The organism is Ornithinimicrobium sp. (genome assembly GCF_051004135.1).
Taxonomy (GTDB): Bacteria; Actinomycetota; Actinomycetes; order Actinomycetales; family Dermatophilaceae; genus Ornithinicoccus.
The window spans coordinates 1-17,096 of sequence record NZ_JBPCKQ010000213.1; the positions used below are offsets into that span (position 1 = coordinate 1).

General features: G+C 69.4%; 13 protein-coding genes and 1 pseudogene. 11 read left to right on the forward strand and 3 right to left on the reverse strand.

Annotation, left to right across the window (positions count from 1 at the left end; all coding sequences use genetic code 11):
• Window positions 1-352 precede the first annotated feature (352 nt).
• The 3 genes from ACR2FV_RS15235 to ACR2FV_RS15245 all read left to right on the forward strand — a co-directional run bounded on the left by ACR2FV_RS15235 (window position 353) and on the right by ACR2FV_RS15245 (window position 3,220).
• Window positions 353-1,375 (forward strand): DNA-directed RNA polymerase subunit alpha, encoded by a 1,023-nt coding sequence (locus ACR2FV_RS15235; RefSeq protein WP_434016550.1) that lies wholly within the window; start codon window positions 353-355, stop codon window positions 1,373-1,375.
• Between the two features lie 21 nt (window positions 1,376-1,396).
• Window positions 1,397-2,218: a 50S ribosomal protein L17, sunset domain variant gene (gene rplQ, locus ACR2FV_RS15240; RefSeq protein WP_434016551.1), complete on the forward strand. Its 822-nt coding sequence runs from the start codon at window positions 1,397-1,399 to the stop codon at window positions 2,216-2,218.
• A gap of 144 nt (window positions 2,219-2,362) precedes the next feature.
• Entirely contained in the window at window positions 2,363-3,220 is an 858-nt protein-coding gene (locus ACR2FV_RS15245; protein ID WP_434016552.1) for a tRNA pseudouridine synthase A, read from the forward strand.
• A gap of 28 nt (window positions 3,221-3,248) precedes the next feature.
• Here ACR2FV_RS15245 and ACR2FV_RS15250 read toward each other — a convergent pair whose 3' ends face one another.
• Window positions 3,249-4,109, reverse strand: coding sequence for an ABC transporter permease (locus ACR2FV_RS15250; RefSeq protein WP_434016553.1), 861 nt, complete (start codon window positions 4,107-4,109; stop codon window positions 3,249-3,251).
• On the reverse strand, window positions 4,106-5,116 hold the full coding sequence (locus ACR2FV_RS15255) for an ATP-binding cassette domain-containing protein (RefSeq protein ID WP_434016554.1): 1,011 nt from the start codon (window positions 5,114-5,116) through the stop codon (window positions 4,106-4,108). Before ACR2FV_RS15255 ends, ACR2FV_RS15250 begins: the two co-directional genes overlap by 4 nt.
• 171 nt (window positions 5,117-5,287) lie before the next feature.
• On the opposite strand from ACR2FV_RS15255, the gene ACR2FV_RS15260 reads away from it, so the two are divergent.
• The 4 genes and pseudogenes from ACR2FV_RS15260 to ACR2FV_RS15275 all read left to right on the forward strand — a co-directional run bounded on the left by ACR2FV_RS15260 (window position 5,288) and on the right by ACR2FV_RS15275 (window position 13,043).
• A complete protein-coding gene (locus ACR2FV_RS15260; RefSeq protein ID WP_434016555.1) occupies window positions 5,288-5,614 on the forward strand; it encodes a TraR/DksA family transcriptional regulator in 327 nt (108 codons plus the stop codon).
• Between the two features lie 133 nt (window positions 5,615-5,747).
• Window positions 5,748-11,015, forward strand: a pseudogene (pulA, locus tag ACR2FV_RS15265) (pullulanase-type alpha-1,6-glucosidase); the annotation flags it as partial.
• 11 nt (window positions 11,016-11,026) lie between these two features.
• Window positions 11,027-11,590, forward strand: coding sequence for an alpha-1,6-glucosidase domain-containing protein (locus tag ACR2FV_RS15270; protein WP_434016556.1), 564 nt, complete (start codon window positions 11,027-11,029; stop codon window positions 11,588-11,590).
• A 175-nt stretch (window positions 11,591-11,765) separates the two neighbouring features.
• On the forward strand, window positions 11,766-13,043 hold the full coding sequence (locus tag ACR2FV_RS15275; protein WP_434016557.1) for a GAF domain-containing protein: 1,278 nt from the start codon (window positions 11,766-11,768) through the stop codon (window positions 13,041-13,043).
• Here ACR2FV_RS15275 and ACR2FV_RS15280 read toward each other — a convergent pair.
• Window positions 12,968-13,564, reverse strand: coding sequence for an ArsR/SmtB family transcription factor (locus tag ACR2FV_RS15280; protein WP_434016558.1), 597 nt, complete (start codon window positions 13,562-13,564; stop codon window positions 12,968-12,970). The two genes, ACR2FV_RS15275 and ACR2FV_RS15280, sit on opposite strands and share 76 nt — an antisense overlap.
• Window positions 13,565-13,744: 180 nt before the next feature.
• Here ACR2FV_RS15280 and rplM point away from each other — a divergent pair, with 180 nt between their 5' ends.
• The 4 genes from rplM to ACR2FV_RS15300 all read left to right on the forward strand — a co-directional run bounded on the left by rplM (window position 13,745) and on the right by ACR2FV_RS15300 (window position 16,953).
• The gene (gene rplM, locus ACR2FV_RS15285) at window positions 13,745-14,188 is read left to right on the forward strand and encodes a 50S ribosomal protein L13 (protein ID WP_434016559.1); all 444 of its coding nucleotides are present in this window, start codon (window positions 13,745-13,747) and stop codon (window positions 14,186-14,188) included.
• Window positions 14,189-14,199: 11 nt separating this feature from the next.
• Window positions 14,200-14,703, forward strand: a complete 504-nt coding sequence (rpsI, locus tag ACR2FV_RS15290; protein ID WP_434016560.1) for a 30S ribosomal protein S9 — start codon at window positions 14,200-14,202, stop codon at window positions 14,701-14,703.
• A 155-nt stretch (window positions 14,704-14,858) separates the two neighbouring features.
• A complete protein-coding gene (gene glmM / locus ACR2FV_RS15295; protein ID WP_434016561.1) occupies window positions 14,859-16,229 on the forward strand; it encodes a phosphoglucosamine mutase in 1,371 nt (456 codons plus the stop codon).
• A gap of 310 nt (window positions 16,230-16,539) precedes the next feature.
• Window positions 16,540-16,953, forward strand: coding sequence for an Ohr family peroxiredoxin (locus ACR2FV_RS15300; protein WP_434016562.1), 414 nt, complete (start codon window positions 16,540-16,542; stop codon window positions 16,951-16,953).
• The last annotated feature ends 143 nt before the right edge of the window (window positions 16,954-17,096 follow it).

The window sequence follows — 17,096 nt, forward strand, 5'->3', positions numbered from 1 at the left end:
CCCCCGCAAATCGAGCCGGGGAGCTCCCCCCCAAGGGCCACCTGGTGGGGGGCCCCCGCCCCCCGACTGCCCCCCAACTGCGCTTCGGTCCGGTTGGGTGCACGACCGCCCAACTGCGCTTCGGTCCGGTTGGGTGCACGACCCCCCAACACCCCGCACCCCCAGCCACAAAGTGGCACCTCCAGCGTCATGTAAGACGCTGCAGGTCGACTTTCCGGCTGGGGGCGGAGAAGAGGGCACGACATACCGCAGCACCGGCAGCGCCGAAGACAGAGTCGGCCTGTCGTGCAGGCCTTGGGCTTGCGCATCACCGGCGTCATATAGCGGGCGCCTGTGGAAAGGAAGAAACACCGTGCTGATCGCTCAGCGTCCCACCCTCTCCGAGGAGATCGTCACCGAGGCGCGCTCCCGGTTCACCATTGAGCCCCTGGAGCCCGGCTTCGGCTACACCCTCGGCAACTCCCTGCGCCGCACCCTGCTCTCCAGCATCCCCGGCGCCTCCCTGACCAGCATCCGGATCGACGGCGTGCTGCACGAGTTCTCCACGATCCCCGGGGTCAAGGAGGACGTCACCGAGATCATCCTCAACCTCAAGAGCCTGGTCGTCTCCAGCGAGCACGACGAGCCGGTCGTGATGTACCTGCGCAAGCAGGGCGCCGGAGCCGTCACCGCCGCGGACATCGCCCCGCCGGCCGGCGTGGAGGTCCACAACCACGACCTGCACATCGCCACGCTCAACGACACCGGCAAGGTCGAGATGGAGATGACGGTCGAGCGCGGTCGCGGCTACGTCTCCGCCCAGCTCAACAAGTCGATCGAGCAGGAGATCGGGCGCATCCCGGTCGACTCCATCTACTCCCCGGTGCTGGCCGTGACCTACAAGGTCGAGGCGACCCGTGTGGAGCAGCGCACCGACTTCGACCGGCTCGTCCTCGACGTCGAGACCAAGAGCTCGATGGCCCCGCGCGACGCGATGGCCTCAGCCGGGCGCACCCTGGTCGAGCTCTTCGGCCTGGCCCGGGAGCTCAACGTCGAGGCGGAGGGCATCGAGATCGGCCCGTCGGTCGGTAATGCGGCGCTCGCCTCCGACCTGGCACTGCCGATCGAGGACCTCGACCTGACGGTCCGGTCCTACAACTGCCTCAAGCGCGAGGGCATCCACACCGTGGGCGAGCTCGTCGGGCGCAGCGAAGCCGACTTGCTCGACATCCGCAACTTCGGTGCCAAGTCGATCGACGAGGTCAAGGAGAAGCTCGGCGAGATGGGTCTGGCACTCAAGGACAGCCCCCCCGGGTTCGACCCGAGCCAGGCCGACTACTCAGAAGACCGGGACGACGAGGGTGACACCTCGTTCGTCGAGGACGAGCAGTACTGATCCGCTGAAGGAGGAACGACCATGCCTACCCCGAAGAAGGGCCCGCGCCTTGGTGGCGGTCCGGCGCACGAGCGCCTGATCCTGTCCAACCTGGCCACCGCCCTGTTCGAGCACGACCGCATCACCACCACCGAGGCCAAGGCCAAGCGGCTGCGTCCGCTGGCCGAGCGTCTGGTGACCTTCGCCAAGCGCGGCGATCTGCACAACCGTCGCCGGGTCATGGCCACGGTGCGGGACAAGAGCGTCGTGCACCGGCTCTTTACCGAGATCGCGCCGGACATGGCGCAGCGGCCCGGCGGCTACACCCGCATCGTGAAGATCGCCCCGCGCAAGGGCGACAACGCGCCGATGGCCGTGATCGAGCTCGTGCGCGAGCCGATGGCCAAGAAGCAGGTGGTCGAGCAGGCCGAAGGTGCCACCCGGCGTTCGGCCAAGGACAGGAGCGCCGCTACGGCTGACGAGTCCGACGTGGCCCAGGCGGAGATCGAGCAGGTAGAGGCCGCCGAGGCGCAGGGCGCGACCGCGGCTGCGCCCGCCGAGACGGTGGAGGTCAACGAGACCGTCACCGAGGACACCACCGAGGCAGCCAACACCACCTCCACCGACGGCGTGTCCGACGACGGTTCGGCAGAGCCCAACGAGGACGGTTCGGCCCCCGCGGGCTACTCCGTCAAGGGCAACAAGAACTCGATGAAGTACCACGTGGAGGGCTCTCAGTGGTTCGACCAGACGGAGGCTGAGGTGTGGTTCCGGACCGCCGCGGAGGCGGCGGCTGCTGGCTTCGAGCCGGCAGGCGGTGAGCAGGCTCAAGAGGTCGGCGAAGACGCCGACGAGCAGAGCTGAACTGCACCGGTCGCCTCCAGCACCGGCGTGAGATGAGGGCCGCTTCACCATCATGGTGGGGCGGCCCTCGTGATGGGTATCTCCGTTATGCCGACTGATGGGCGACCGCGCAAAGTCGCGAGCAAAACGTTAGCGTTGCCTGCTGTGTCCGCCGACCCGTCCGTGCTGCGGCTGCGGGTCGACGTTGCGTATGACGGGACGCACTTCTCGGGGTGGGCGGCGCAGCCCGGTCTGCGCACGGTCGAGGAGGAGCTGGCGGCGGCGTGGGGGACGATGCTGCGCACCGCACCACCTCGGCTGAAGGTGGGCGGACGGACCGATGCCGGAGTCCACGCCCGGGGCAGCGTCGTGCATCTCGACGTGCCGGTCGATGTCTTCAAGGCTCTGCCCGGGCGCAGCGCTCGCAGTCCGGAGCGTTCAGCCGTGGCGCGGCTGAGCGGACTGCTCCCGTCCGACGTGGTGGTCCGCGGGGTGTCGGTCGCTCCGCCAGGCTTCGACGCGAGATTCTCCGCGCTGAGCCGCCGCTACAGCTACCGGATCTGCGACGACCCGTCCTCGTGGGACCCGCTGCGCCGGCACGACACCGTCTGGCATCGCGGTGCCCTCGACGTGGGGTCGATGGATGCGGCTGCCGGCTCGTTGCTCGGGCTGCACGACTTCGCGGCATACTGCCGCCGCCGGGAGGGTGCGACCACGATCCGGACGCTGCTGCACCACTCCTGGGTGCGGGCGCAGGACGGGGTCGTGCTCGGGAGATTCGTCGCCGACGCGTTCTGCCACAGCATGGTGCGCGCGCTCGTGGGGGCCGTCGTCCCCGTCGGGGAGGGCAAACAGGATGTGGGGTGGCCGGTGCAGGTGCGCGAAGCGGGTGCGCGGCATCCGGCGGTGCGGGTGATGCCGGCCCGCGGGCTGACCCTGGAGGAGATCACGTACCCGGGGGACGGCGAGGTCGCCGACCGTGCCCGCGAGGCGCGCCGTCGCCGCGACGAGAGCCCCCGGTGAGCTAGAAGCCCCGAAGGCAGGAGTCCGCTCAGCGGGAGCTGGCGCGGGCGAACTGCCGGATGCACAGCGGCACGAAGGCGACCAGCAGGAGCGTCACGCCGATGAAGACAGTGATCACCGGGTGCTCGATCGGGAAGGTGTCGCGGATGACTCCTGCCTGGGTGTTGCCGAACAGGTCGCGGGCAGACTGGACGAGCGCGGACACGGGGTTCCAGTTGGCGAAGATCTCCAGTGGTCTGGGCAGGCTCTCGGCCGGGACGAAGGCGTTGGAGATGAACGTAATCGGGAACAGGATCATGAAGGAGGCGTTGTTGATCGTCTCCGGAGTCCGCACAACCATCCCGAGCAGGGCCATCACCCAGCTGAAGGCGTAGGAGAACAACAGCAGCAGGGCCACCCCCGCCAGGAACGAGGGGACCCCGTTGGTGAATCGCCACCCGACCACGAAGCCGGTGCAGATCATGATCACCATCGAGATGGCGTTGAGCACCAGGTCGGAGTTGGTCCGTCCGATGAGGACGGCGGACGGATTCATCGGCAGGGTGCGGAAGCGGTCGATCAGGCCCTCCTTGAGGTCCTGGGCCATCGCGGCACCGGAGAACGTCGACCCGAAGACCACGGTCTGGGCGAAGATGCCGGCCATCAGAAAGTTGGTGTAGTCAGACCCCTCGATCTGGATGATGCCGCCGTAGACCTGAGAGAAGAGCAGCACGAACATGATCGGCTGGAGGACGGCGAAGATCAGCATGTCGGGGGACCGTTTGATCTTGCTGAGGTTTCGCCAGGTGACCGTCCAGCCGTCGGCCAGCCAGGTCGAGACGGGCCCCACGACCTCGGGTTGCAGGGGTGTGGTGGGGGTATGTCGTGCCGGCTCGGTCACGGTGCTCATCGGACGGGCTCCTGGGTCGCGGTCGTGGTGGCGGAGGCGGAGTCGAGGTCGGCGCGATCCTCGGCACGGTGACCGGTCAAGGTCAGGAAGACGTCGTCCAGCGTGGGTCGGCGCATGCCCGCGTCGTGCAGCCGGATGCCTTGCGATCCGAGGTCTGCCAGCACCTGCTGCAGCGCCTTCGGGCCCTGCTCGACGGCGACGTCGAGCTCCCGGCGGTCGCTGCTGAGGCCGGGCTCGGCGGTGCCGTGGCGCAGCAGGACGGCCCGGGCCTGCTCGCTGTCGTCGGCGTCGACCAGAGCGATGACGACGCGGTGCCCACCGACCTGTGCCTTGAGCTCATCGGAGGTGCCCTCCGCGATGACCTTGCCCTGGTCGATCACCGAGATGTGATCGGCGAGGTAGTCGGCCTCCTCGAGGTACTGGGTGGTCAGCAGCACGGTGGTGCCGCCCTTCACCAGGTCGCTGATCGTCTCCCACAGCCCGATCCGGCTGGCGGGGTCGAGCCCGGTCGTGGGCTCGTCGAGGAAGAGGATGCGTGGCTGGTTGACCAGGGCCCCCGCCAGGTCGATCCGGCGGCGCATGCCGCCGGAGAAGCCCTTGACCGGGCGGTTGCCGGCCTCGGTGAGCCCGAACGCCTCGATCAGCTCGCGGGCCCGCCGCCGGGACTGCCGAATGCCCAGGTGGTAGAGCCGGCCGACCATCTCCAGGTTCTCCAGACCGGTGAGGTTCTCGTCGACCGCGGCGTACTGCCCGGAGGCGCCGATGATCCGGCGGACCCCTTGTGGGTCGCTGAGCACGTCGATGCCATCGACCCTCGCCGACCCGCTGGCGGGCTTGATCAGCGTGTTGAGCACCTTGACTGTGGTCGTCTTGCCTGCGCCGTTGGGTCCGAGCAACCCCTTGACCTTGCCCTCCGGGACGCTGAGATCCAGCCCGGCGAGCGCGTGCACGGTGCCCGATCGGGAGGAGTACGTCTTGACGAGGTCGTGCGCCTCGATGATCGGCACGGGATGACCCTTCGGCTCGGCGTGGGTGTGGCGGTGACCTGGTGAGGTGGTGCAGCCGACGCTGCGCGCCGTCCTTACTGATGTTAGGGGGGAGCATCGACAGACCTCTGCCGCAGACCCGGGCCCGGCGCCGCCGTGAGTCGATTCCCTGTCTCGTGCGATGCTGACCGGATGAGTGACGTCGATGAGGTGCGTGAGGTGCTGCTGGCCAAGGAAGCAGAGCTCGTGAGCTCGCGTGAGGTGCTCACCCGCCCGCAGCAGGACCAGGGAAGCATCAGCTTCGGCAAGCGCATCGGGGACGGTACGGCGATGGCGGTGGACCGGCTCAGCACGGTCACCGCGCACGACACGCTCGGAGCAGTGCTGGGTGAGGTCCGGCGAGCGCTGGTCAAGCTCGACGAGGGCAGCTACGGGCTGTGCGACACCTGTGGCGAGCAAATATTGAAGGCTCGCCTGGAGGCCCGGCCGTGGGCGGTCCGGTGCCTGCGGCACAGCTGAGGTGAGGAACCTCACGATTCTGCAAGAATTTGCTATTTCCCGGTGCCTTCCTGACAGTGTTTCCCTAATGTGACGGAAGTCACGATTGATCCTGATCTGCTGACCCCCTGATTCGCTCGACCCTGGAGACGCAATGACGCGCCCACTCATCGCCGCCCTCGCCGGAGCCACGCTGATCGCGACCGGGGCGGCCCCGGCAGCCACCGTCACGACGGCGACCCCCACCCTCCCGACGCAGGTCACCGCCCCTACCGTCACCCTCGTGGGCAGTCTGCAGCACGAGCTGGGCTGCACCGAGGACTGGGACCCGGCCTGCCCCGACACCGCGTTGACTCCCGTCGAGGGCAGCGACACCGCATACTCCGGGGTGTTCGACGTCCCCGAGGGGTCGTTCGAGTACAAGGTGGCCCTGAACGGCACCTTCGACGAGGCCTATCCCGCCGACAACGTGCCGCTGGTGCTGCAGGGACCGGCCAGCCTGGAGTTCTCCTTCGACACCGAGACCCAAGCGCTCGGAGTCATGCCGACCGAGCTGTCCGGACCGGTCGGCGACGCCGATGCGGAGCTGGCCGGTGACTCGCTGCGCCCGCCGGTCACCGAGGAGCAGTTCTACTTCGTGATGGCCGACCGGTTCGCCAACGGCGACTCCTCCAACGACACCGGCGGAATCGAGGGTGACCGGCTGGACCATGGTTTCGACCCCACCGACAAGGGCTTCTACCACGGCGGGGACCTGGCCGGCATCAGCGACCGGCTCGACTACATCGAGGGCCTGGGGACCACCGCGATCTGGCTGACCCCGTCGTTCAAGAACCGTCCCGTGCAGGGTACCGGCGACGACGTCAGCGCCGGCTACCACGGCTACTGGATCACCGACTTCACCCAGATCGACCCGTACCTGGGCAGCAATGCGGAGATGCGCGCGCTGATCGACCAGGCGCACGCGCGGGGCATGAAGGTCTACTTCGACATCATCACCAACCACACCGCCGACGTCATCGACTACGCGGAGGGGGAGTACTCCTACATCTCCAAGGAGGCGCAGCCCTACACCGACGCAAGCGGCGAGGTCTTCGACGACAAGGACTACGCCGGCACCGACACCTTCCCCGAGGTCGACCCGGAGACCTCCTTCCCCTACACACCGGTCTTCAACAGCGAGGCTGACGCGAGCGTCAAGGTGCCCGACTGGCTCAACGACCCCCGGCTCTACCACAACCGCGGCGACTCCACCTTCGCCGGAGAGTCCAGCGAGTACGGCGACTTCATCGGGCTGGACGACCTGTGGACCGAGCGGCCCGAGGTCGTCGACGGCATGGTCGACATCTACTCCACGTGGGCCGACTTCGGCATCGACGGCTTCCGGATCGACACGATGAAGCACGTCAACATCGAGTTCTGGCAGGAGTTCAGCCCGCAGGTGCTGGAGGCGGCGCGGACGGACAACGAGGACTTCTTCATGTTCGGCGAGGTCTACGACGCGGACCCGGCCTACCTGTCGACCTTCACGACCGCGGGCAAGGTGCAGGCCGTCATCGACTTCGGCTTCCAGGCCCGGTCGGTGGACTTCGCCAAGGGCGCGGCCACCACCTCGCTGCGCGACTTCTACGCCCAGGACGACTACTACACCGACACCGACTCCAACGCCTACCAGCTGCCGACGTTCACCGGCAACCACGACATGGGCCGGGCCGCGATGATGCTCGCCGGATCTGGCTACGCCGAGGACGAGCTGTTGGCGCGGGTCGAGCTGTCCAACGAGCTGATGTTCCTCACCCGCGGGCAGCCGGTCGTCTACTACGGCGACGAGCAGGGCTTCATCGGCTCCGGCGGCGACAAGGACGCCCGGCAGGACATGTTCGCCACCCAGACCGAGCAGTACGCGCAGGAGCCGGTGCTCGGCGGCCCGTCCGGAAGCCGCGAGCGCTACGACACCACGCATACGCTGTATGAGCAGATCGCCGGTCTGGCGCAGCTGCGCACGGAGCACCCGGCGCTGGTCGACGGAGCACAGATCCACCGCTACGCCTCCGCGGACGAGGGGCTCTACGCCTTCAGCCGGATCGCGGACCAGGAGCAGGTCGAGTACGCCGTGGTGACCAACAACTCGGCGCAGGAGCAGTCGGCGTCGGTGCCGACCTACAGCGCCAAGACACAGTTCACCGCCGTGCACGGTGACGACGCGAAGCTCAAGACCGACGCGGAGGGTCACCTCGACGTACAGGTCGCGCCCCTGTCGACGCAGGTCTACCAGGCCGGCACCGCGCTGAAGCCCCGCAAGGAGGCCCCGGCGGTCTATCTGACCCAACCGTCGGCCGGATCGGTCGTCGGTGGTCGGGCGGAGATCGCGGCTGCCGTGCCCGCCAACGCCTTCGTGGACGTCAGTTTCGCCTATCGGCCGGTGGGCACCCAGGAGTGGGCGCTGCTGGGCACCGACGACAACGCCCCCTACCGGGTCTTCCACGACGTGTCCGGTATGCCGGACGGCACCTTGCTGGAGTACCGCGCCGTCCTGCAGGACTCCAGCCGCAACCTGTCGGCGGCCAGCTCCTACGGCGTGGTCGGTGAGCCGACCACCGGTGGCGGCGGGGGCGGCGGCGGTCCGATCGGGCCTGTCGAGCAGCCGGAGTCGGTCTCCGTGCCCGGCAACCACAACTCCGAGATGGGCTGCCCCGGCGACTGGCAGCCCGAGTGCGACCAGGCCCAGCTGAGCCTGGACGCCAAGGACATGATCTGGAAGGGCAGCTACGACATACCCGCGGGTGACTACGCCTACAAGGCCGCCATCAACCGGTCCTGGGACGAGAACTACGGCGCGGGTGCGGTGCCGGGCGGTGGCGACATCGGCTACACGGCGCCCGGCGGCCAGGTCAGCTTCTACTACGACCACGCCACGCACTGGGTGACCAGCGACGCGCAGGGACCGATCCTGACCGCACCGGGCAGCTACCAGGACGAGCTCGGCTGCCCCGGGGACTGGATGCCGGACTGCATGCGGCCGTGGCTGCAGGACCCGGACGGCGACGGCACCTACTCGTGGTCCTCCACGCAGATCCCGGCCGGCAACTACGAGTTCAAAGTGGCCCATGACCTGTCCTGGGACGAGAACTACGGCGCCGATGGGGAGCGCGACGGTGCCAACGTGGGCTTCTCCGTGCCCTCCGACGGGGTCGTGGTGACCATCGACTACGTGCTGGACACCCATCAGATCTCGGTCAACACCTCGCAGGCGGGGCTTGCCCCGGACCTGAGCACCCCCAGGGCCTACTGGCTGCGCAGCGGTCTGCTGGCCGTGCCCGCGGTGGAGGACCCGGAGCTGAAGTCCTGGCGGTTGCACGTCGCGCCGGACGGGGGCCTGGTCGTCGATGCCGAGGCAGTCACCGGAGGCGACTCCTACGCACTGACCTACGACCCCGACGGGCTGCCCGCCGAGGTGGTGCAGGACTACCCGAGAGTGGAGGCATACCTTGCGCTGCGTTTGGACGACAAGGTCGCCAAGCGGGCCGGTGACCTGCTGACCGGTCAGGTGGCCGTGGCCACCTACGACGACCTGGGCCGGGTCGTGGATGCCACCGGGGTGCAGATCCCCGGTGTGCTGGACGACCTCTACGCCGACGCCGCCGCCGACACGGCATACGGCCCGACCTGGAAGGGGAGCAAGCCGCAGCTGAGCGTGTGGGCCCCCACCGCCCAGCAGGTCGAGCTGCTGCGCTGGCCGGCCGACGCCGCCGCGGACGCGCCGCTCGACCAGGCCCAGCGGGTCGCGATGAGCCGGGGCAAGGACGGCTCGTGGAGCGTGCGCGGTCAGCAGTCCTGGGACGGCAGCCGCTACCTGTATGCGGTCACGGTCTTTGTGCCCGAGACCGGTGCGGTCGAGACCAACCTGGTCACCGACCCCTACTCGGTGGCACTGACCCTCAACTCCACCCGGTCCGTGCTGGTCGACCTAGCCAGCACCGCCTGGCAGCCCGACCTGTGGCGCACGGCGACGCCGCCGGAGCTGGCGCAGGAGGTCGACCAGAGCATCTACGAGCTGCACGTGCGCGACTTCTCCGTCAACGACCCGGACGTGCCGGATGAGCTGCGCGGGTCCTACCTGGCCTTCGCCCAGGACGGCTACGGCCGACGCCACCTGGAGCAGCTGGCGCAGGCCGGTCTCAACACGGTGCACCTGCTGCCGACGTTCGACATCGCCTCGATCCCCGAGGACACCGCGGATCGCGCCGCAGTGCCTGCGCCGCCGTGCGACCTGGAGTCTCTGCCGCCCGACAGCGAGGAGCAGCAGGCGTGCGTCCGGGAGATCGCCGGGCAGGACGCGTTCAACTGGGGCTACGACCCGTGGCACTTCTCGGCTCCGGAGGGCTCCTACGCCTCCACCACCCAGGCGGCCGACGGCGGCGCCCGGGTTGCGGAGTTCCGCACCATGGTGGGCGGTCTGCACGACGCCGGCCTGCGGGTGGTGCTGGACCAGGTGTTCAACCACACGGCGCAGTCGGGGCAGAGTGAGAAGTCGGTGTTCGACAAGGTGGTGCCGGGCTACTACCACCGGCTCAACGCGGTCGGCGAGGTCGAGACCTCGACGTGCTGCCAGAACATCGCCACCGAGCACGCGATGGCGCAGAAGCTGATGGTCGACTCGGTGGTGCTGTGGGCCAGCGACTACAAGGTGGACGGCTTCCGGTTCGACCTGATGGGTCACCACAGCCGGGACAACATGGAGGCGATCCGGGCCGCGCTGGACGAACTCACGGTGAGCAAGGATGGCGTGGACGGCAGTCAGGTCACGCTGTACGGCGAGGGCTGGAACTTCGGCGAGGTCGCCGACAACGCGCTGTTCTACCAGGCAGTGCAGGGCCAGCTCCACGGCACGCAGATCGGCACCTTCAACGACCGGCTGCGCGACGCCGTGCGGGGTGGCGGTCCGTTCGACGAGGATCCCGGCACCCGGGGCTTCGGCTCCCTGGGGGACAACCCCCACGACACCGACCTGGTCCAGATCGGCATGGTCGGCAACCTGCGCGACTACATCCTGCGCAGCGCGGAGACCGGTGCGCAGCTCAGCGGCGAGCAGATCGACTACAACGGCTCCCCGGCGGCGTATGCCGAGCAGCCCGCCGAGGTGGTCAACTATGTCGACGCCCACGACAACGAGACGTTGTTCGACTCCCTCACCCTCAAGCTGCCGCAGGACCTGCCGATGGCTGACCGGGTGCGCCTCAACACGCTGTCGATGGCGACGGTGACGCTGAGCCAGGGGGTCTCGTTCTGGCACGCCGGCTCAGACATGCTGCGCAGCAAGAGCCTGGACCGTAACTCCTACGACAGTGGTGACTGGTTCAACTTGCTCGACTTCACGATGACCGACAACGGCTTCGGCCGTGGCCTGCCCCCGGCCCCGGACAACGAGGACAAGTGGCCCTACATGCGCCGTTGCTTGGCGACCCGAGCCTCAAGCCGGCCCCGGACGACATCGAGCAGGCCAGCGCCACGGCACAGGATCTGCTGCGGCTGCGCTACTCCTCACCGCTGTTCAGGCTCGAGGACGCCGCCCAGATCCAGGCCAAGGTCGACTTCCCGGTCTCCGGCACCAACCAGGGCCGCCCGGACGTGATCGTGATGCACCTGGACGACACCGTGGGCGCCGATGTCGATCCGGACCGCACCGGCTTGCTGGTCGTCTTCAACTCTTCGGATGAGACGGTCGAGCAGGCCGTGCCCGATCTGCGGATGCAGCAGTGGACTCTCTCGGACGTGCAGGCCGACGGCGCCGACGAGGTGGTCAAGCAGGCGACCTGGGATGCGGCCGCGGCGACCGCCACGGTCCCCGCCTACACGGTGGCCGTGTTCGAGACCACGGGTGCGGCACCGAAGACGTCCACGGTGCCCGACCAGTGCTTGACGGGGCCGGGTCAGGACAAGTGCCCACCGCGCGGTGTGGTCGAGCCGGCCGACGGCGGTGTCGCCGACAACGACTGACCCACCGCGCTGCCATGAGACGGGCCCGGACCCCTGGAGCAGGGATCCGGGCCCGTGGTCAACACCGCCAGGGGGACGTGCGGAGCACGCTACGACAGGGAAGGTTGCAGACACGTTGCAACGAGATGGTCGCAAGCGCTTGCATCCGGGACCTCCTGCGCGCTCTACTGACGACATGCTTCCCACCGCCCGCCGCGAGGTCGTCGACTCCTGGTGTCGCTCGGCTGCCGCTGGTGTGGATGTCGACTCCGTCGAGCCGACCCTGACACTCTCCCGGAAGGACCTGCTGGAGCACCGGCGGTCGCACCCGCTGTCGACCGTGTACCCCTTGCTGGAGGAGGTGCTCGGCCAGGCCGCCCGGGGCTGCGGGGCGCTGCTGGCCCTGAGCGACGAGGCCGGTCAGCTGTTGTGGGTCAGTGGCGCCTCGAGCGCCCTACGGCAGGCGGAGGCGGTGGGCTTCGTCGAGGGTGCGAACTGGGACGAGCGGCTCTCCGGAACCAATGCGCCGGGCACCGCGCTGGCCCTGGGCCGCCCGCTGGTGGTCAACGGTGAGGATCACTACCGATCGGCCCTGCGGCCGTTCAACTGCTCGGCCAGTCCCATCCACGACCCCGGGTCGGGCTCCGTCATCGGCGTGCTCGACATCACCGGTGGCCTCGACGTCGCCGTCCCGCAGACCCTTGCCATGGTCCGCGCGGCCGCGCGGCTCGCCGAGACCGAGCTGGCCCGGCAGCGCCTAGCCGCCCCAACGAGCGTTATGTCGGGTGGCCACCCGGAGCAGATGCGGCCGGGCGGCCCGTCGTCCGACAGCTTCCAGCTCCAGGTGCTCGGCCGCCGGGAGGGGGTGCTGCGGCGGGGGGATCGGGCCCTGATGCTCAGCCCCCGCCATACCGAGATCCTCCTCCTGTTGGCGGGAGCTCCGCGAGGACTCAGCGGCGAGGAGCTGGCCCTGCTGCTCTACTCCCGCGACGTCACCGGCTCGACGGTCCGCGCGGAGCTCAACCGGCTCCGGCGCCTGCTCGGCGAGGAGGTGCTGGCCTCTCGGCCCTACCGGCTGGACGCGGGTATGGCGGGTGACTGGCATGCCGTGCAGGCCCACCTGGCCGCCGGCGACGTGGGATGGGCGCTGCGGGACTACGTCGGGCCGGTGCTGCCGCACTCGGTGGCGCCGGGCATCGAGGACGTCCGGGCCCAGCTGCAGGAGGAGTTGCGCCACGCCGTGCTGCGCAGCGGTCGCGTCGATCTGATGGCGGTGTGGACGCGCAGCTCCTGGGGCGACGACGACTACGAGATGTGGGCGGCCCAGCGCCGGCTGCTGCCGACCGGCTCTCCGATGCAGTCGCTGGTCCGGGCGCAGCTGGCCCGGCTCGATCGCGACTACGGGCTCGCGGCACCCGGGTCCGGTCTCGGACCCGTGCGGGGCGACGCGTCGATGGGCAGAGCACAGGTGTAGACCACGACCCGCTTGGCCGCAGGGTTGCCCTGACCGACCCGCCGGTAGCGCTCCAGCACCTCGACCAGCTCGGCCCGCAAGGCGGTGAGCTGCTCGGCGCTGACCTGCACCAGGTGATCCTCCAGACCCGCCACCTGCCAGGGCGCCGGCCACTGCGCACGGTGCTCCACCCAGCCGCGGGCCCGTTCACCGAAGTGCTCGAGGTAGTCCAGCGCCAGCCACTGGGCCGCACTGGCATCGTCCTCGTCCTGTGGTCCCTCGCTCGCGTCCGGGCGCGGCGCCGGCTCCGCTCTGGCCTCCCAGATGCGCCGCCGACCGGTGCCGGTGCCGGTGTCGTGGACCAGACCGACCTCCTCGAGGCGGCGCAGGTGATAGCTCGTCGCACTGGTGTGCGTGTCCAGGGCGCCCGCCAGCTCGGTGGCCGTGGCCCGTCCGTGCACCCGCAGCTCGGCCAGGACCCGGGAGCGCAGCGGGTGGGCGAGCACCCGCAGCGCCGAGTGGCGCACGCCAGGTGACGACATACCCCAGGACCTCCTCTCAACTGCTTGTGTGCACAATCATTGTGCACACAAGCGGGCAGATCTGCGTCATGCCGCCCCTTGCGCCCTTGCTGACCTGCGTAGATGCCAGTTTGGGCGGCCCGGCGCCAGCCCGTAAGATGGGACGCTGTTGCCATCCGAACGACTCACGAAGGTTGCACCGTGCGCACCTACTCACCCAAGGCCGGCGAGATCACCCGCTCCTGGCACATCATCGACGCCACCGACGTCGTGCTGGGTCGCCTGGCCTCCCAGACCGCGATCCTGTTGCGTGGCAAGCACAAGACCACCTATGCCCCCCACATGGACATGGGCGACCACGTCATCATTATCAATGCCGACAAGGTGGCGTTGACCGGCTCCAAGCTGGCCGAGAAGAAGGCCTACCGGCACTCCGGCTACCCCGGTGGGCTGAAGACCATGGGGTATGAGGAGATGCTGGCCAAGCACCCGACCCGGGCCGTTGAGAAGGCCATCCGCGGGATGGTCCCGAAAAACTCCCTGGGCCGCCAGCAGCTGTCCAAGCTCAAGGTCTACGCCGGCCCGGACCACCCGCACACGGCCCAGCAGCCGGTCCCGTACGAGATCTCCCAGGTCGCGCAGTAAGGATTCATGAGATGACCGCCCACACCACCGAGACCGACGCTCAGTCCGACGACGTCGAGCTGACCGAGTACACCAGCGAGACCGAGGCGTCCTCCGCCACCGCCGAGCAGCGGCGCAGCAGCGCCTCTGTCCCCGGGGCCGGCACCGGTCGCCGCAAGCAGGCCGTGGCCCGGGTGCGGATCGTCCCCGGCACCGGCGAATGGAAGATCAACGGCAAGACCCTCGAGGGCTTCTTCCCCAACAAGGTCCACCAGCAGATCGTCAACGAGCCGCTGGCCGTGTTGGAGCTGCAGGGCGCGTATGACGTGCTCGTGCGCGTCCACGGTGGCGGCCCCTCGGGTCAGGCCGGCGCGGTTCGGCTGGGTGTGGCCCGCTCCCTTAACGGGGTCGACGAGGAGCTCAACCGTCCGGCGCTGAAGAAGGCCGGTCTGCTGTCCCGCGACGCCCGCGTCCCGGAGCGCAAGAAGGCCGGTCTGAAGAAGGCCCGCAAGGCTCCGCAGTACAGCAAGCGCTGACCACTCGCTGCCCGCCAGGCCTCGACCTCCCACCAGGGAGGCCGGGGCCTGGCCACACGCGTGCGACATACTGCCCGGTGGGGCTGATGCACAGCCCCCCAGCGACCCGGGTCGGCCACGGCGCCCGACCTGGACGACAAGCGAGGACCACACACATGGGACGACTCTTCGGCACCGACGGGGTGCGCGGACTGGCCAACCGGGACATCACGGCCGAGCTGGCGCTCAACCTCTCCGTCGCGGTGGCGCACGAGCTGGGCGGGCGCGGAGCGTTCGGCGGTCGCCGAGCCACGGCCGTGGTGGGTCGCGACCCCCGCGCCTCCGGTGAGTTCCTCGGCTCGGCGGTCATGGCGGGTCTGGCCTCGGCCGGGGTCGACGTCCTCGACGCCGGGGTGCTGCCCACCCCGGCCATCGCCTACCTGACCAAGCGGCTGTCCGCCGAGATGGGTGCCATGCTGTCGGCCTCGCACAACGAGATGCCGGACAACGGGCTGAAGTACTTCGCCTCCGGCGGGCACAAGCTGGCCGACGCGCTGGAGGACCGGATCGCCGAGCGGATGGACACCGAGTGGGAGCGGCCCACCGGCGCCGAGGTGGGCCGGATCCGCCCCTTCCCGCAGGGTGCGGAGTTCTCCCTCTCGCACCTGATGGAGGCCGTCCCGGTGCGCCTCGACGGGCTGCGGGTCGTGATCGACGCCGCGCACGGTGCCGCCAGCGTGGTGGGCCCGGAGGCGTTCCGCCGGGCCGGGGCCACCGTGGACGTCATCGGCGGCGACCCCACCGGACTCAACATCAACGACGGCTACGGCTCCACCTTCCTGCCTCAGCTGCAGCAGGCCGTGCTCGACCGCGGCGCCGACCTCGGGATGGCGCTGGACGGTGACGCCGACCGCTGCCTTGCCGTCGACGCCGACGGTCAGGTCGTGGACGGCGACCAGATCATGGCGATCCTCGCGGTCGGGATGCACGACCGGGGCGAGCTGCGCGAGGACACCTTGGTCGCCACCGTGATGAGCAACCTGGGGTTGCTACGGGCCATGGAGGAGCACGGCATCGGTGTCGTGCAGACGGCGGTCGGAGACCGCTACGTGCTGGAGGAGATGCGGCGTCGGGGGCTGTCGCTGGGTGGGGAGCAGTCCGGCCACGTGATCATGCTCGACCACGGCACCACGGGCGACGGCATGCTGACCGCGCTGGCGCTGGCGGCGGCGGTGGTCTCGGCGGGTAAGCCGCTGTCGCAGCTGGCCTCGGTGATGACCCGGCTGCCGCAGGTGCTGGTCAACGTCAGGGACGTCGACAAGGCCGCGGTCGACACGCACGAGGCCGTCCAGGACGAGGTCCGGGCCGTGGTGGCCGAGCTCGGCGACGGCGGGCGGGTGCTGCTGCGCAAGTCCGGCACCGAGCCGTTGGTCCGGGTAATGGTCGAGGCCGACTCGGCCGAGCGGGCCGAGCGGTATGCCGACCGGCTGGCCCACGCCGTCCGCACCCACCTCTCCCTGACCGCCACCCCCAGCCAGAAGATGTGACCTCCAGCGTCATGTATGACGCTGGAGGTGGGCTAAGGCGCTGGGGGTGACGGAGAGTCCGCGCCGGGTGCGGCCGACCTTCCTTGGACCCCCCGGCCGTGAACACGGTGCCCAATGTCACCGTATGCACCGGATGTCGGCGCTGAGCGTTGCATCCGATGCCGAGTGTCACCGTATGCACCGGTCCGCCAGCAAAGGCCCCGCGCTCCGGTCAGGTTCCCGCCCTCCAGGCCCGCGTCTGCCGCGGAATGGGGGCCGGGTCGGCCCTGTTGCCGCCCACGGAAGCAGTCCCCGACGGAAGGACCAGTACATGAAGCAGCTCAACAAGGTCGCCTACACCACGGCCGCCACCGCCGGCGGAGGCCGCGGCGGACGCACGACCAGCGAGGACGGGACCGTCGACGTCGAGCTCGGCAAGCCCGGCAGCGGCAAAGCCAACCCCGAGACGCTGTTTGCCGCCGGCTACGCCGCCTGCTTCGGCGGGGCCCTCAACGCCGTAGCCTCCAAGGAGGACCTGGACACCTCCGAGTCCACGGTCACCGCCGACGTCAAGTTCGGCGAGACCGACGTCGACGTCGACCTGGCGGTCGACCTGGTCGCCAGCATCCCCGGTGTCGACGAGGCGACCGCGCAGCGGCTGACCGAGCAGGCTCACGAGATGTGCCCCTACAGCAAGGCGACCCGCGGCAACATCGCCGTCTCCGTCACGGGCAAGGCGGTCTGATCCGGCCCGTTCGCTCAGACTCAACGCAAGGAGCGGGGATCGGTCCGATCATTCGGACCGAGCCACGCTCGCGGGCTCACAGCACCAGCTGCAGAAGCCCCATGTTGACGTCGTAGGTGAATCCCCCGAACTGGGCCCGCTCC